Below are 15417 nucleotides of genomic sequence, written 5' to 3'. Positions count from 1 at the left end.
CGGTACAGAGCAAGAACACGGGCCCGGGACAGGGTCCGAGAGATGGTTCAGGGGAGAGGGAAGCACAGGTCATGAGCGTGGTCCTGGATGTCGTCTACATCGCGCTGATGTGCTTCCTCATCGTGCTCATCTTCCGGTTGGTCATGGACTACGTCTTCCAGTTCGCCCGCTCGTGGCAACCCGGCAAGGCGATGGTGGTCGTTCTGGAGGCCACCTACACTGTCACCGATCCACCGTTGAAGCTTCTGCGGCGGTTCATCCCGCCGCTGCGTCTCGGGGGCGTGGCGCTCGACCTGTCCTTCTTCGTACTGATGATCATCGTCTACATCCTGATCTCGATCGTGAGCCGGCTGTGATCGATGAGAGAGATACGGGCTTGCCGAATGCCGACGACAACGTTGAGGTGAAGAGATGCCGTTGACCCCCGAGGACGTGCGGAACAAGCAGTTCACGACCGTCCGCCTCCGAGAAGGCTATGACGAGGACGAGGTCGATGCCTTCCTCGACGAGGTCGAAGCCGAACTGACCCGGCTGCTCCGCGAGAACGAGGACCTGCGCGCCAAGCTGGCCGCGGCCACGCGTGCGGCCGCGCAGAACCAGCAGAACATGCGCAAGCCTCCGGAACCTCCGCAGGATCAGCAGCCGCCGCAGCACCAGGGGCACCCCCCGCAGCAGGGCGGTATGCAGCAGGGTGGTATGCCGCAGCAGGGCATGCGAGGTCCCGGCGCTCCGGTGCCCGCCGGCATATCGGGCCCGCCGCAGCAGCAGATGGGTGGCCCCATGGGTGGTCCGCCCCAGCTGCCGAGCGGTGCCCCGCAGCTGCCCGCCGGTCCCGGCGGACAGGGTGGCCCGCAGGGTCCCGGCCCGATGGGTCAGGGTCCGGGGCCGATGGGCCAGGGCCCGGGTCCGATGCAGGGCCAGATGGGTCCCGGTCCGATGGGCGGCCCCATGGGCGGCCCGCAGGGCCCCGGTGGCCCTGGTGGTCCCGGCATGCCCGGTCAGGGCGGCCCCGGCGGCGACAGCGCCGCCCGCGTGCTCTCGCTGGCCCAGCAGACCGCCGACCAGGCGATCGCCGAGGCCCGTTCCGAGGCCAACAAGATCGTCGGCGAGGCGCGTTCGCGTGCCGAGGGTCTGGAGCGGGACGCCCGTGCCAAGGCGGACGCCCTGGAGCGGGACGCGCAGGAGAAGCACCGCGTCGCGATGGGCTCCCTGGAGTCCGCCCGCGCCACGCTGGAGCGCAAGGTCGAGGACCTGCGCGGCTTCGAGCGCGAGTACCGGACGCGACTGAAGTCGTACCTGGAGTCGCAGCTGCGCCAGCTGGAGACCCAGGCGGACGACTCGCTCGCCCCGCCGCGCACGCCCGCGACGGCTTCCCTGCCGCCGTCCCCGGCGCCCTCGATGGCACCGGCCGGCGCCAGCGCCCCGTCCTACGGCGGCAACCAGTCGATGGGTGGCGGCCCGAGCCAGTCCGGTCCGTCCTACGGCGGGCAGCAGCAGATGTCGCCCGCGATGACCCAGCCGATGGCACCGGTGCGGCCCCAGGGGCCGTCGCCGATGGGGCAGGCGCCTTCGCCGATGCGCGGGTTCCTGATCGACGAGGACGACAACTGAGCTGCTTCGGACTGACGTCCGGTAGGTAGTACGGCGTAGCCTTCGGCAACGTTCAGGGCGGGCCCCGGGTTTCTGAACCCGGGGCCCGCCCTTTGGTGTACCTAGCTGCGGGCAGTCGTGCCGCTGGGGCGGCACGGGTGGGCGCAGCGGCACCCTGGCAAGCGCCAGTGAGCGAACCCCACCCTTGGCCCACACCGACAGACAGCACTGGGCCCGGCTCCCCTCACGCGAGGGAGGCCGGGCCCAGGTGCTGCCAGGTGGCTACTGCTTGCGCAGGCGGAACACCAGGGACAGGCCCTCGTCCGTGAACGGCGCCCCGTACGTGTCGTCCGCCTCCCCCTGTGCGAAGTCCGTCGCCAGGACCTCGTCGGCGATCAGACCCGCGTGGCCGATCAGGGCGGCGATCGTCGCCGGGTCCGTGGCCGTCCAGCGCAGGGCGATCCGGTCGGCGACGTCGAGGCCGCTGTTCTTGCGGGCCTCCTGGATCAGGCGGATCGCGTCCCGCGCGAGACCGGCCCGGCGCAGCTCCTCCGTGATCTCCAGGTCGAGCGCCACCGTCGCGCCCGAGTCGGAGGCGACCGACCAGCCCTCGCGCGGCGTCTCCGTGATGATCACCTCGTCCGGAGCGAGGGCGACCGTCTCGCCGTCGACCTCCACCGAGGCCGTGCCCTCGCGCAGGGCGAGGGACAGCGCGGCGGCGTCCGCGGCCGCGACGGCCTTCGCCACGTCCTGGACCCGCTTGCCGAACCGCTTGCCCAGCGCCCGGAAGTTGGCCTTCGCGGTCGTGTCGACCAGGGAGCCGCCGACCTCGCTCAGCGACGCGAGGGACTCGACGTTCAGCTCCTCCGTGATCTGCGTGTGCAGTTCCGGGGAGAGCGCGCCGAAGCCCGCCACCGCGATCAGCGCCCGGCTGAGCGGCTGCCGGGTCTTGACGCCGGACTCCGCGCGCGTGGCACGGCCCAGCTCGACCAGGCGGCGGACCAGGACCATCTGCTTCGACAGCTCCGGGTCGATCGCCGTCAGGTCGGCCTCGGGCCACGAGGACAGGTGGACCGACTCCGGCGCACCCGGGGTGACCGGCGCGACCAGGTCCTGCCAGACCCGCTCGGTGATGAACGGGGTCAGCGGCGCCATCAGTTTGGTGACCGTCTCGACGACCTCGTGCAGGGTGCGCAGCGCGGCCTTGTCGCCCTGCCAGAAGCGGCGGCGGGAACGGCGCACGTACCAGTTGGACAGGTCGTCGACGAACGCGGACAGCAGCTTGCCGGCCCGCTGGGTGTCGTACGCGTCCAGCGACTGCGTGACCTGGTCGGTGAGCGCGTGCAGCTCGGAGAGCAGCCAGCGGTCCAGGACCGGGCGGTCGGCCGGGGCCGGGTCGGCCCCGCTCGGGGCCCAGCCCGTGGTGCGGGCGTACAGGGCCTGGAAGGCGACCGTGTTCCAGTACGTGAGGAGCGTCTTGCGGACGACCTCCTGGATGGTGCCGTGGCCGACCCGGCGGGCCGCCCACGGGGAGCCGCCGGCCGCCATGAACCAGCGGACCGCGTCGGCGCCGTGCTGGTCCATCAGCGGGATCGGCTGCAGGATGTTGCCCAGGTGCTTGGACATCTTGCGGCCGTCCTCGGCGAGGATGTGGCCGAGGCAGACCACGTTCTCGTAGGACGACTTGTCGAAGACCAGGGTGCCGATCGCCATCAGCGTGTAGAACCAGCCGCGGGTCTGGTCGATGGCCTCGGAGATGAACTGCGCCGGGTAGCGGCTCTCGAACAGCTCCTTGTTCTTGTACGGGTAGCCCCACTGCGCGAACGGCATCGAACCCGAGTCGTACCAGGCGTCGATGACCTCCGGCACGCGCACCGCTTCGAGGGAGCAGCCCTCGTGGGTGCAGGCGAAGGTCACGTCGTCGATGAACGGGCGGTGCGGGTCCAGGGCCGACTGGTCGGTGCCGGTCAGCTCGGTCAGCTCCGCGCGGGAGCCGACGACCGTGAGGTGGTCCTCCTCGCAGCGCCAGATCGGCAGCGGGGTGCCCCAGTAGCGGTTGCGGGAGAGCGCCCAGTCGATGTTGTTGTTCAGCCAGTCGCCGTACCGGCCGTGCTTGACCGCGTCCGGGAACCAGTTGGTCTTCTCGTTCTCCTGGAGGAGACGGTCCTTGATCGCCGTGGTGCGGATGTACCAGGACGGCTGCGCGTAGTAGAGCAGCGCCGTGTGGCAGCGCCAGCAGTGCGGGTAGCTGTGCTCGTACGGGATGTGCTTGAAGAGCAGGCCCCGGGTCCCCAGGTCCTCGGTCAGCTTTTCGTCGGCCTTCTTGAAGAAGATGCCGCCGACCAGCGGGACCTCCTCCTCGAAGGTGCCGTCCGGGCGGACCGGGTTGACCACGGGCAGTCCGTACGCGCGGCAGACCTTGAGGTCGTCCTCACCGAAGGCGGGGGACTGGTGGACGAGGCCGGTGCCGTCCTCGGTGGTGACGTAGTCGGCGTTCACCACGTAGTGGGCGGGTTCCGGGAACTCCACCAGCTCGAACGGGCGCTGGTACGTCCAGCGCTCCATCTCGGCGCCGGTGAAGGACTGGCCGGTGGTCTCCCAGCCCTCGCCGAGCGCCTTGGCGACCAGGGGCTCGGCGACGACCAGCTTCTCCTCGCCGTCGGTGGCGACGACGTAGGTGACGTCGGGGTGCGCGGCGACCGCGGTGTTGGAGACCAGGGTCCACGGGGTCGTCGTCCAGACGACCAGCGCGGCCTCGCCGGCCAGCGGGCCGGAGGTCAGCGGGAAGCGGACGTAGACGGACGGGTCGACGACCGTCTCGTAGCCCTGGGCCAGCTCGTGGTCGGACAGGCCGGTGCCGCAGCGGGGGCACCAGGGGGCGACGCGGTGGTCCTGGACCAGCAGGCCCTTGTCGAAGATCTCCTTCAGCGACCACCAGACGGACTCGATGTACTCCGGGTCCATCGTGCGGTACGGGTCCTGGAGGTCGGCCCAGTAGCCCATACGGGTCGTGAGCTCTTCGAAGGCGTCGGTGTGGCGGGTCACCGACTCGCGGCACTTGGCGTTGAACTCGGCGATGCCGTACGCCTCGATGTCCTGCTTGCCGGAGAAGCCCAGCTCCTTCTCGACGGCGAGCTCCACCGGCAGGCCGTGGCAGTCCCAGCCGGCCTTGCGGCCCACGTGGTAGCCGCGCATCGTGCGGAAGCGGGGGAAGACGTCCTTGAAGACGCGCGCCTCGATGTGGTGGGCGCCGGGCATGCCGTTGGCGGTGGGCGGGCCCTCGTAGAACACCCACTCGGGGCGGCCCTCGGACTGCTCCAGGCTCTTGGCGAAGATCTTCTGCTCGCGCCAGAAGTCGAGCACCGCGTGTTCGAGCGCGGGCAGGTCGACCTGGGCGGGTACCTGGCGGTACTGAGGCGTTGTCATCAGCGAGCTTCCTCCGGCGGACGTGCTGCCTTCCGTCGGAGGGACGAGAGGCGTGCTCCCGCGGTACCACCCTCCTTGGCCCGGCCGGTGCGTCGTGTGCTCCGGTGAGCCCCCTCATTGGGGTCGCGAGCCGGTTCTACTCGCCGCGGCTGTCCTGCCACGGCTTTCTTCCGGCGGCTCCGGGGTGATCTTCACGTCGGGCTCGCCCCCGGGCTCACACCGTCCCCGGGTCGCTCTGGGCTGCTGCCGCCGCTACTCGTCCCCATCCATGCTTTTCGCTGCGCCCAGTGTACGGCGCCGCGCGGACAACGGCCGACCGGTTTTGGCGTGACCCGAATGCCGCCGTCCGGGGGCCGGTCCCCGCACCGGCGGCCCGGGGGGCGTTCCGGCGGATTACCGGGCGGGGAGCTGGGCACAACGCATGCATGCTCGCCGCGTGGCGCACGGTGGGCGGGCGAATCGGGCGGCGTGCCCCGTTGCCGCGGGACCGGAGTCGATTTATCGTCCCAGCACGATTCGCGCGCAAGATCACAATATGTGAAGGGGCCGCGGCCATGGTGGCGAAGAAGAAGACGACGGCCGCGAAACAGAGCGCCGCCGAGGAGAGCGCCGCCGAGCAGGACCCGGCGAAGAAGACGGCGGCAGGGAAGAGCCCGGCAAAGAAGACCGCGGCGAAGAAGAGCACGGCCAAGAAGAGCACGGCGAAGAAGAGCACGGCCAAGAAAGTGGGCGCGGCCGAGGCCGCGGAGCAGACGGGAGCCACGACGGTGGTTGCGAAGAAGACTCCTGGCACGGCCACGGCGGCCAAGACCGCTGTTCCCAAGGCCCGCGGCACCGCCGCCGCGGACCCCGGCGACCTCGCGGTACGGCCCGGCGAGGAACCCTGGACCCCGCAGGAGGTCGAGGAGGCGCGCGGCGGGCTGCAGTCCGAGGCGGACCGGCTGCGCACCGAGATCGACTCCTCCGAGCGGTCGCTGCAGGGCATGATGCGCGACTCCGGCGACGGCGCGGGCGACGACGAGGCGGACACCGGCAGCAAGAACATCACGCGCGAGCACGAACTGGCGCTGGCCGCCACCGCGCGCGAGGTGCTCACCCAGACCGAGCGGGCCCTGGAACGCCTGGACGCGGGCACCTACGGCCTGTGCGAGAACTGCGGCAACCCGATCGGCAAGGCGCGGATGCAGGCCTTCCCGCGAGCCACCCTGTGCGTCGAGTGCAAGCAGAAGCAGGAGCGCCGGTACTGAGCCGCAGCCGGGACGGGAAGTGTGCCGTACCCTCGTGCTCAGTCAAGGACCTAGGCTGAGGGACTCACGTGGCAGAGGCGGAGCGCATCATCGGTACTCCGGAGACCCCGGACGCGGCGGGGGAGGGGCAGGAGCGGCCCGACGCCGAGCCGGAGCGGGAGCAGCAGGAGCAGGCTCCTGAGCGCACTCGGGGCAAGCGGCGGGTCGCCGTGCTGTTCGCGGTCGCCCTGTTCGCGTACCTGCTCGACCTGGGCAGCAAGATGCTGGTGGTCGCCAAGCTGGAGCACCACGAGCCGATCGAGATCATCGGCGACTGGCTGCGGTTCGCCGCGATCCGCAACGCGGGTGCGGCCTTCGGCTTCGGCGAGGCGTTCACGATCATCTTCACGGTGATCGCCGCTGCCGTGATCGTCGTCATCGCCCGCCTCGCGCGCAAGCTGCACAGCCTGCCCTGGGCGATCGCGCTCGGCCTGCTGCTCGGTGGCGCCCTCGGCAACCTCACCGACCGGATCTTCCGGGCCCCCGGGGTCTTCGAGGGCGCGGTCGTGGACTTCATCGCGCCCAAGCACTTCGCCGTCTTCAACCTCGCCGACTCGGCGATCGTGTGCGGCGGCATCCTGATCGTGATCCTCTCCTTCCGGGGCCTGGACCCGGACGGGACCGTCCACAAGGACTGACTCCGCCGGTCCGGTAGTCCACAGGGGCCGGTTGTCCACAGGGGCCGGGCGCGCGTTCGGGAGTGTCCGGTCCGTCCGGCATACTCGACGGGTGAGCACGATTCCCGAGATCCGTACCCTGCCCGTGCCGGACGGCCTGGAGGGCGAGCGCGTCGACGCCGCCATCTCCCGCATGTTCGGCTTCTCCCGTACCAAGGCCGCGGAGCTCGCCGCGGCGGGCAAGGTGCAGGTCGACGGATCGGTGGTCGGCAAGTCCGAACGCGTCCACGGCGGCGCCTGGCTCGAGGTCGAGATGCCGCAGGCGCCCGCGCCCGTGCAGGTGGTCGCCGAGCCCGTCGCGGGCATGGAGATCGTGCACGACGACGAGGACGTGGTCGTCGTCGTCAAGCCGGTGGGCGTCGCGGCGCACCCGTCCCCGGGGTGGAGCGGGCCGACGGTCATCGGCGGACTGGCCGCCGCCGGGTACCGCGTCTCCACCTCCGGCGCCGCCGAGCGCCAGGGCATCGTGCACCGCCTCGACGTCGGCACCTCCGGCCTGATGGCGGTGGCCAAGTCGGAGCGCGCCTACACCTCGCTCAAGCGCCAGTTCAAGGAACGCACGGTCGACAAGCGCTACCACACGCTCGTCCAGGGCCACCCCGACCCGACCAGCGGCACCATCGACGCCCCCATCGGCCGCCACCCGCAGCACGACTACAAGTGGGCCGTCACCGCCGAGGGCAAGCCCTCCGTCACGCACTACGACCTGATCGAGGCCTTCCGCGCCGCCTCCCTGCTCGACGTGAAGCTGGAGACCGGCCGCACCCACCAGATCCGCGTCCACATGGCGGCCCACCGCCACCCCTGCGTCGGCGACCTGACCTACGGCGCGGACCCCACCCTCGCCAAGCGGCTGCGGCTGACCCGCCAGTGGCTGCACGCCGTGCGGCTCGGCTTCGAGCACCCCGGCACCGGCGACTGGGTCGAGTACGCCAGCGACTACCCCGAGGACCTCCAGCAGGCCCTCGACCTGGTCCGCGAGGAGACCTACGGATGAGCACCCCGAGCCCGGCCCCGGCCCCGGCCTACGAGGTGCGCGTCGCCGAGGACCCCGCCGACCGCGAGGCCTGCTTCGCGGTGCGCAAGGACGTCTTCGTCGCCGAGCAGCAGGTCCCCGAGGACATCGAGTACGACGCCTACGACGCCGATGCCGTGCACGTCCTGGCCGTCCGCGAGGACGGCGTGCCGCTCGGCACCGGCCGGCTGCTGCACGGTGCGGCCGCCGCCGCGAAGAACGGCGACGGCGATCCGGCCGTCGGCTCCCTGGGCCGGCTCGCGGTGACCGCCGCGGCCCGCGGCCTCGGTGTCGGGGCCGCGCTGGTGCGGGCCGTCGAGGACGCCGCACGCGCGCGGGGACTCACCGCCGTGGACCTGCACGCGCAGACCCACGCCCTGGGTTTCTACGAGCGACTGGGGTACCAGGCGTACGGACCCGAGTTCCCCGACGCCGGGATCCCCCACCGCGCGATGCGGCGCTCCTGGTAGCGGGGGCGGCGCACCGGCCGGTGGGACCGGTGGCGTGGCAGGCTTGGGGTTCGCCGGGTGAACGCCCAGACCACAGCCCCTAGACCCCACCGGAGCGGTGACCGTGGATCAGCTGGCCCTGTTGTTCATGCTGTTGCTCGGGGCCCTGCTGAGCGTACCGATCGGTGCCCGGCTCGGGCTGCCGGCGCCGGTGCTGATGACGCTCCTCGGGATCGTCCTGGCGCTGCTCGACTTCGTGCCCAACGTCGACATCCCGCCCGAACTGATCCTGCCCGGACTGCTGCCGCCGCTGCTGTACGCCGCCGTGCGGCGCACCTCCTGGCGGCAGTTCGCGGCCAACAAGCGCCCCATCTTCCTGCTGGCCGTCGCGCTGGTCTTCGTCACCATGGTGTGCGTGGCCTCCGTGGCCCACGCGATCGTGCCGGGGCTGCCGATCGCCGCCGCCTTCGCGCTGGGCGCGCTGGTGGCGCCGCCCGACCCGGTCGCCGCGACCGCCGTCGCCGGACAACTGGGGCTGCCGCGGCGCCTGGTGTCGATCCTGGAGGGCGAGGGGCTCTTCAACGACGTGACGGCCATCGTCCTGTACCACGTGGCCATCGCCGCGGCGGTCGGCGGCTCCTTCTCACCGTGGCGGGCCGGGTTCGACCTCGTGCTCTCCGCCGTCGTCGCCGTCGCGATCGGGCTCGCCCTGGGCTGGGGCTCCAACAAGCTCATGAGCGTGCTCGGCGACCCGACGCTGCAGATCGGGCTGACTCTGCTGGTGCCGTTCGTGAGCTACGTCGCCGCCGACGAACTGCACGGATCGGGCGTGCTCGCCGTGCTCACCACCGCCATGTTCCTCGCCGAGTACGCCTCGGACGCCGACGACGTGATGACCCGGCTCGGCGGCCACACCGTCTGGGACGTGGTCGACACCCTGGTCACCGGGGTGGCCTTCGGCCTGATCGGACTGGAACTGCACAACGCCGTCCGCACCGCCTCCGGCCGGTGGACGGAACTGCTCGGCTGGGCGGCGGCGATCCTCGTCGTCGTCGTCCTGGTCCGGCTGCTGTACCTGCTGCCGGCCACCTGGCTGACCCAGCGGCTGCACGCCAGGCGCGACCAGGACGAGGACATCCCGACCAGCTGGCGCGAGACGGTGGTCATGTGGTGGGCGGGGATGCGCGGCGTGGCCTCGGTCGCGCTGGCCCTGGCGATCCCGCTCCAGACGGACGACGGGGCGCCCTTCCCGCACCGGGACGAGATCGTCTTCATCGCCTTCGGGGTGATCATGGGCACGCTGCTGCTGCAAGGGCTGACGCTGCCCTGGCTGGTGGGCAGGCTGGGCGTACGGGCGGACACCGAGCGGGAGCAGGAGTTCGAGCGGGGCCTGGCCCTCAGGGCGGCCCGGGCGGCCAAGCAGCGGCTCAAGGAGATCGAGTCGGTGGAGGAACTGCCGGAGGAGCTGTCCGAGCAGATGCTGCGGCGCGCCTTCGACATCGGCGTACGCATCAGCCCGGACCTCGGGGACGAGGAACGGCGGGAGGCGCAGGAGCAGCGGGCCCGGCGGTTCAAGCGCGTCCGGCGCATCCAGGGCGAGATGCTGAGTGCCGCCCGGCACGAGGTGCTGGCCGCCCGCAGCGAACCCGGCGCCGACCCGGAGATCGTCGACCGGGTCCTGCGCCACCTGGACGTGCGCAGCCTGCGCTGACCCCCGCCTGCGCTGCCCCCGCCCGCACCCGCGGGCCCGCGGTCACAGGCTCTTGGCCGGCCGGCCCGGGAAGCGGCGGGAGTCCGTCCCGGAAGGGTGGCGGGAGTCCTCGGCGGCGGAGCGCCGGGCGTGCGGGAAGCCCTCGTGGGGCGGGCGCAGTGCCGCGTCCGCCGTGTTGACCCGCGGCAGCGCGTACGGGTGCTCGTCGGTCAGCCAGCGGAGCATCCCCTCGCGCACCGTGACCCGCACCGTCCAGATGTCGTCCGCGTCCTTCGCCGTCACCAGGGCCCGCACCTCCATGGTGGTCGGGGTGGTGTCCGTGACGGTCAGGTTGTAGTTGCGTCCGTCCCAGGCCGGGCACTCGCGCAGGATGTCGCGCAGCCGCTCGCGCATCAGGTCCATCGGCGCCGAGTGGTCGAGGTGCCAGAACACCGTCCCGGTCATCTGCGGGGTGCCGCGCGACCAGTTCTCGAACGGCTTGGAGGTGAAGTACGACACCGGCATCGTGATCCGGCGCTCGTCCCAGGTACGCACGCTCAGATACGTCAGCGTGATCTCCTCGACCGTGCCCCACTCCCCGTCCACCACGACGGTGTCGCCCATGCGCACCATGTCGCCGAAGGCGATCTGGAACCCGGCGAACAGGTTGCCCAGCGTGGACTGGGCCGCCACACCGGCGACGATGCCGATGATGCCGGCCGAGGCCAGCAGCGAGGCGCCCGCCGCCCGCATCGCCGGGAAGGTCAGCAGCATCGACGACACGGCGACCACGCCGACGACCGCCGTGACCACCCGCATGATCAGCGACACCTGGGTCCGCACCCGGCGCACCCGGGCCGGATCCCGCTCGGCGTGCGCGTGCGCGTACCGCGAGTAGGACGTCTCGACGACCGCCGCCGCGATCCGGACCACCAGCCAGGCCGCCGAGCCGATCAGCAACAGTGTCAGCGTCCGGCCGACCCCGGTCCCGTGCTCGGGGAACACCCCGGCCTCGACGTAGGACCCTCTCAGCAGGCCCGCGCAGAGCACGATCTGGTAGGGCAGGCGGGCGCGCCGCAGCAGCCCCCACAGCGGTGTCTCGGGGTGGCGTCCGTCGGCCTTGCGCAGCAACAGGTCGGTGGCCCAGCCGATGACCACGGTCAGCAGCACCGAGCCGCCGACCACGATCAGCGGGCGGAGTATCGTCTCCATCCCTCGAACGTAACCGGCCGCGCGGCGCTGTGAACCTGTGACGTACGTCCCGCACCGGGTATCTCCGCACGCGGCCCTGTCACACCCGGCTGGCACCATGGCCTCATGAACATCGTGCTCTTTCACTCGACCCTCGGCCCGAGGCCCGCGGTGCGGCAGGCCGCCGACCGGCTGCGCGACGCAGGGCACCAGGTGTGGACCCCGGACCTCTTCGAGGGCCGTACCTTCGACACGGTCGAGGAGGGCATGGCCCACCAGGACGGGATCGGCCGCGAGGAGCTGCTGAAGCGGGCCGTGCTGGCCGCCGCGCCCTACTCGGAGCGCGGGCTGGTGTACGCCGGGTTCTCGCTCGGCGCCTCCATCGCCCAGACCCTCGCCCTCGGCGACCACCGGGCGCGCGGGCTGCTGCTCCTGCACGGCACCTCGGACCTCGCGCCCAACGCCTCGGTCGACGAGCTCCCGGTCCAGCTGCACGTGGCCGAGCCGGACCCCTTCGAGACGGACGACTGGCTCAGCGCCTGGTACCTCCAGATGGGCCGGATCGGCGCCGACGTCGAGGTGCACAGATACGCCGGGGCCGGTCACCTGTACACCGACCCGGAGCTGGACGACTACGACGCGGAGGCGGCCGAGGCCACCTGGCGGGTGGCGCTCGGCTTCCTCGAGTCCCTCCGGGAGGCTCAGACGGGGGCGTAGACGCGCTCGACGCGCTGCGTGCCGCTGCGCGTGCGGTAGGAGCGGGCCCAGGCGGACGTGGCCGCCGCGTCGGTGCGGTCGGAGACCACGTAGTAGTCCATCTGCGCCCGGTCCGCGGTGATGTCCAGCACGCCGTAGCCGTGCCGGTCCGTGTCGACCCAGCGCACGTGCCGGTTCGCGGCCCGGATCACCGGCGCGGCGATCGCCGAGACGGTGCCCTCGGGGACCTTCACGATGTCGTCGAGGTTGTCGGAGGTCACCGATGTCACGACGAACTCCGTGGCCGCGGAGGCGGACAGCGGGTAGGTCCCGGCGTTGTACGGCACGTCGTTGGCCCAGGCCATGTGGATGTCGCCGGTCAGGAACACGGTGTTGCGGATCGCGTGCGCGCGCAGGTGGGCCAGCAGCTCGCGGCGGTCGTCGGTGTAGCCGTCCCACTGGTCGGTGTTGAGGGCGATGCCCCCCTTCGGCAGCCCGAGCAGTTCGGCGAGCGGCCCGAGCAGCGACGCGGGGAGCGAGCCGACCGCGAACGGCGAGATCATCACCGGGTTGCCGACCAGCCGCCAGGCGGCGTCGGAGGAGGCGAGATGCGCCTTGAGCCAGTCGAGCTGGGCGCGGCCGGTGAGGGTGCGGTCCGGGTCGTCGACCTCGCCGTTGCCCAGCGCCACCTGCTGCGAACGGAAGGAGCGCAGGTCGAGCAGCGAGAGGTCGACGAGCTTGCCGAAGCGCAGCCGTCGATAGGTGGTGCCCGCGATCGCCGGGCGCACCGGCATCCACTCGAAGTAGGCCCGCTTGGCCGCGCTCTGCCGCTCCGCCCAGCTCCCCTCGGCGCCCTCGGTGTGGTTCTCGGCGCCGCCCGACCAGGTGTCGTTGGCGATCTCGTGGTCGTCCCAGATCGCCACCACCGGCGCCGTGGCGTGCAGGGCCTGGAGGTCGGGGTCGGTCTTGTAACGGCCGTGCCGGATCCGGTAGTCGGCGAGGGTGAGGATCTCGTGGGCCGGCGCGTGCGGGCGCACGACGGTGTCGCGGGTGCCGTACTCGCCGGTGCCGTACTCGTAGATGTAGTCGCCCAGGTGCAGCCAGGCGTCCAGGTCGCCGCGGGCCGCGAGATGCCGGTACGCGGAGAAGTACCCGGCCTCCCAGTTGGCGCAGGAGACCACGCCGAAGCGCAGGCCGGAGACGGCCGCGTCGTGCGCGGGGGCGGTGCGGGTGCGGGCGACGGGGGAGCCGGTGGGGCCCGCGGAGAAGCGGAACCAGTAGTCCGTGGCGGGCGCGAGGCCGCGGACGTCCGCCTTGACGGTGTGGTCGGAGGCGGCCGTCGCGGTGACGGAGCCCTTGGCGACGACGTTCGTGAGGGCCCTGTCCGTGGCGACGACCCAGCTCACCTCGGTGTCCGGGCCGGTTCCGGAGCCCGGTATGGCCTCGGGCACCGGTGTCACCCGGGTCCACAGCAGGATCCCGTCGGGCAGGGGATCGCCGGAGGCGACGCCGTGCAGGAAGGCGGGGGCCGCGTCGGCGGCACCGGCGGGCAGCGCCGCGGCGAGGGGGGCGGCGAGCACGGCACCGGCCGCCGCGGCCTTGACGACCGTACGGCGGCTCGGGGTACGGGAGTTCTCGGAGGCTCTGTGTCGACTGGTCACGGCCGATCAGGTTACTGATCGGTACACGCGTGAGTGGGCGAACTCGCAAAAGTTCGCCCACTCGTCAGACGACGATCACCGGGTCACTTGGTGACGCCCGCGTCCTTCAGCGCCTTCTGCCACGCGTCGGGCGTGCTCGGGGTCTCGACCACCTTGTCGTTGATCTTGATGGTCGGGGTCGACTCGACGCCCTCGGCCTTGTCGAAGGACTTGCTCATCCGCATCGCCCAGGCGTCGTAGGTGCCCTTCTCCACGGCGTCCTGGAACTTCTTGTTGCCCTTCAGGGCGTCGACCGAGTCCGCCACCTTGATCAGGTAGTCGTCCTTGGCGAACTCGTCGGTCGACTCCTCGGGGTGGTACTTCGTGGAGTAGAGCGCGGTCTTGTAGTCGACGAACGCCTCGGGGCTCACGTTCAGCGCGGCGCCCAGCGCGCTCAGCGCGTTCTTGGAGCCCTCGCCGCCCAGGTTGCCGTCGAGGAAGGTGCCGACGGTGAAGGAGAGCTTGTAGTCGCCGTCCTCCATGCCCTTGTTGACGGTCTCGCCGATGCTCTGCTCCATCGCCGCGCAGCCCGGGCAGCGCGGGTCCTCGTAGAGGTGGATGACGTTGTCGGACTTGGACTCGCCCATGACGACGGTGGTGCCGTCCTTGCCGGAGGTGTTGGCCGGGGCCACCACCTTCGCCTCGGCGGCCTTGTCCCAGCCGCTGGGCTTGTTGCCCTGCACGACGGCGTAGCTGATGCCGCCGGCTATCGCGAGCACGCCGACGATGGAGGCGGCCACGATGACCTGGCGCCTGACCTTGTCACGCTTGGCCTGGCGCTCGCGCTCCTGGCGCAGGCGCTCACGGGCCGCCGTCTTCGCCGCCTGGCTGTTCCGCTTGCTCATGATGATGATCTCTCCGGGGACGCGCACACGGGGGTGTGCGGAAGTTCGTATGGGGGACTGCCGTGCTCGGTGGTGCTCGTGCCGACTCGGCCGGGGCCGGGTCAGACGAGGGCGACGACCGGGTGCGGCGGTCCGCGACGTCCCAGGGAGTGCGTGAGGATCCGCTCGCGGGCGCCGGCGGCGCGGCGGACCGGGGGAGCCGGGCGGCGCACCGCCGGGGCCCGGCGTACGCCCACCGCCGCGACGGCGAGCAGCAGCGGCCGGAAGGTGGTCGCGGCCACCGCGCCGAGCAGCTGGGCCAGCGCCCGCTCGCCGCGCCGCAGCCAGGCCGCCGCCAGCAGCCCGACCCCGACGTGCGCGGCAAGGAGCAGCCAGGCGGTGCCGGGATCGGCCTGGGCCAGCACCGACGCCATCCGGTCGGTCTCGGCCCCGGTCACCCGGGTCAGCGGCGCGGTCACCCCGGCGTGGATGCCGGTCCCGTCGCCGCACAGCACGTCGAAGCCGACCGAGCGCAGCGGACCCGCGACCGGGCCGCCCGCCCGGCCGTAGCAGACGTGCTGGCCGGTGGTGAAGACCGTGTCGGCGGCCAGCTCCAGCGGGATCAGCAGGGCGGCGATCCGCCCGAAGCCGCGCTCGCGCCGCCCGGCCAGGGCGTACGCGATCAGGAACACGGCGGCCGCGACGGCGGCCACCGTGGGCAGCGGCAGCGGAACCCCGGACAGCAGCACGTGCGACGCGGTGCTGAGGGTCACGGCGAGTGCCGTGAACAGCGCCGCGCGTACGGCTCTGAGCGGGGTTCCGGATATGTCCATAGCAGTAGAAGAGTGTGTCACGGGGTCCGGTAAGAGACCC

Annotated in this window: 13 protein-coding genes; 8 read left to right on the top strand and 5 right to left on the bottom strand. The window is 71.8% G+C overall.

All coding sequences use genetic code 11. The features are described 5' to 3' along the window. Positions 1-71: 71 nt before the first annotated feature. Both ACZ7MF_RS34015 and divIVA read left to right on the top strand, forming a co-directional pair. Positions 72-356, top strand: coding sequence for a YggT family protein (locus ACZ7MF_RS34015; RefSeq protein WP_007448661.1), 285 nt, complete (start codon positions 72-74; stop codon positions 354-356). Between the two features lie 55 nt (positions 357-411). Continuing rightward, positions 412-1611 (top strand): apical growth/hyphal branching protein DivIVA, encoded by a 1200-nt coding sequence (gene divIVA, locus ACZ7MF_RS34010; RefSeq protein ID WP_471482075.1) that lies wholly within the window; start codon positions 412-414, stop codon positions 1609-1611. 261 nt (positions 1612-1872) lie between these two features. Here the strand turns inward: divIVA and ileS are convergent, their stop codons facing one another. Next, on the bottom strand, positions 1873-5016 hold the full coding sequence (gene ileS, locus ACZ7MF_RS34005) for an isoleucine--tRNA ligase (protein WP_471482074.1): 3144 nt from the start codon (positions 5014-5016) through the stop codon (positions 1873-1875). A 554-nt stretch (positions 5017-5570) separates the two neighbouring features. Between ileS and ACZ7MF_RS34000 the strand changes: the two genes are divergently transcribed. The 5 genes from ACZ7MF_RS34000 to ACZ7MF_RS33980 all read left to right on the top strand — a co-directional run bounded on the left by ACZ7MF_RS34000 (position 5571) and on the right by ACZ7MF_RS33980 (position 10154). Beyond that, on the top strand, positions 5571-6263 hold the full coding sequence (locus tag ACZ7MF_RS34000; RefSeq protein ID WP_471482073.1) for a TraR/DksA family transcriptional regulator: 693 nt from the start codon (positions 5571-5573) through the stop codon (positions 6261-6263). Between the two features lie 68 nt (positions 6264-6331). Then, positions 6332-6940 carry a signal peptidase II gene (gene lspA, locus ACZ7MF_RS33995; protein ID WP_471482072.1) on the top strand — a complete coding sequence of 203 codons (609 nt, stop codon included), beginning with the start codon at positions 6332-6334 and terminating at the stop codon, positions 6938-6940. A gap of 91 nt (positions 6941-7031) precedes the next feature. Then, the gene (locus ACZ7MF_RS33990; RefSeq protein WP_356864362.1) at positions 7032-7976 is read left to right on the top strand and encodes an RluA family pseudouridine synthase; all 945 of its coding nucleotides are present in this window, start codon (positions 7032-7034) and stop codon (positions 7974-7976) included. Next, positions 7973-8464, top strand: coding sequence for a GNAT family N-acetyltransferase (locus tag ACZ7MF_RS33985; protein WP_471482071.1), 492 nt, complete (start codon positions 7973-7975; stop codon positions 8462-8464). The genes ACZ7MF_RS33990 and ACZ7MF_RS33985 overlap by 4 nt, the downstream gene beginning before the upstream one ends. Positions 8465-8567: 103 nt before the next feature. Continuing rightward, the gene (locus ACZ7MF_RS33980; protein WP_471482070.1) at positions 8568-10154 is read left to right on the top strand and encodes a Na+/H+ antiporter; all 1587 of its coding nucleotides are present in this window, start codon (positions 8568-8570) and stop codon (positions 10152-10154) included. Positions 10155-10196: 42 nt separating this feature from the next. Here ACZ7MF_RS33980 and ACZ7MF_RS33975 read toward each other — a convergent pair whose 3' ends face one another. Beyond that, positions 10197-11345, bottom strand: a complete 1149-nt coding sequence (locus ACZ7MF_RS33975; RefSeq protein ID WP_471482069.1) for a mechanosensitive ion channel family protein — start codon at positions 11343-11345, stop codon at positions 10197-10199. Between the two features lie 105 nt (positions 11346-11450). Between ACZ7MF_RS33975 and ACZ7MF_RS33970 the strand changes: the two genes are divergently transcribed. Then, positions 11451-12041: a dienelactone hydrolase family protein gene (locus tag ACZ7MF_RS33970; RefSeq protein WP_356864332.1), complete on the top strand. Its 591-nt coding sequence runs from the start codon at positions 11451-11453 to the stop codon at positions 12039-12041. Here the strand turns inward: ACZ7MF_RS33970 and ACZ7MF_RS33965 are convergent. The 3 genes from ACZ7MF_RS33965 to ACZ7MF_RS33955 form a co-directional block, all read right to left on the bottom strand. Further along, the gene (locus ACZ7MF_RS33965) at positions 12026-13681 is read right to left on the bottom strand and encodes an alkaline phosphatase D family protein (protein WP_471482068.1); all 1656 of its coding nucleotides are present in this window, start codon (positions 13679-13681) and stop codon (positions 12026-12028) included. The two genes, ACZ7MF_RS33970 and ACZ7MF_RS33965, sit on opposite strands and share 16 nt — an antisense overlap. Positions 13682-13764: 83 nt before the next feature. Beyond that, positions 13765-14565, bottom strand: a complete 801-nt coding sequence (locus tag ACZ7MF_RS33960; protein WP_471482067.1) for a DsbA family protein — start codon at positions 14563-14565, stop codon at positions 13765-13767. Between the two features lie 101 nt (positions 14566-14666). Continuing rightward, complete coding sequence (locus ACZ7MF_RS33955) at positions 14667-15377, bottom strand: hypothetical protein (RefSeq protein WP_356864326.1); 711 nt, start codon at positions 15375-15377, stop codon at positions 14667-14669. Positions 15378-15417 lie beyond the last annotated feature (40 nt).

It is taken from the genome of Streptomyces sp. NPDC111628, from assembly GCF_055635195.1.
This window is presented reverse-complemented; position numbering and strand designations above follow the sequence as displayed.